This is a genomic window from Shigella sp. FC1544 (assembly GCF_001722145.1).
GTDB classification, from domain to species: Bacteria; Pseudomonadota; Gammaproteobacteria; order Enterobacterales; family Enterobacteriaceae; genus Escherichia; species Escherichia coli.
On the sequence record NZ_MECT01000496.1, the window covers coordinates 1 to 297 of the forward strand.

1 pseudogene is annotated in these 297 nt (G+C 56.6%); it reads left to right on the forward strand.

Annotated features, from left to right (window positions below):
- Positions 1-297: pseudogene (locus tag BGK49_RS28150) on the forward strand (IS1 family transposase); the annotation flags it as partial.

Below are 297 nucleotides of genomic sequence, written 5' to 3' on the forward strand. Positions count from 1 at the left end.
ATGGCGTTGGATGCCGGGCAACTGCACGCATTATGGGCGTTAGCCTCAACACGATTTTACGTCACTTAAAAAACTCAGGCCGCAGTCGGTAACCTCGCGTATACAGCCGGGCAGTGACGTCATCGTCTGCGCGGAAATGGACGAACAGTGGGGATACGTCGGGGCTAAATCGCGCAGCGCTGGCTGTTTTACGCGTATGACAGGCTCCGGAAGACGGTTGTTGCGCACGTATTCGGTGAACGCACTATGGCGACGCTGGGGCGTCTTATGAGCTTGCTGTCACCCTTTGACGTGGTG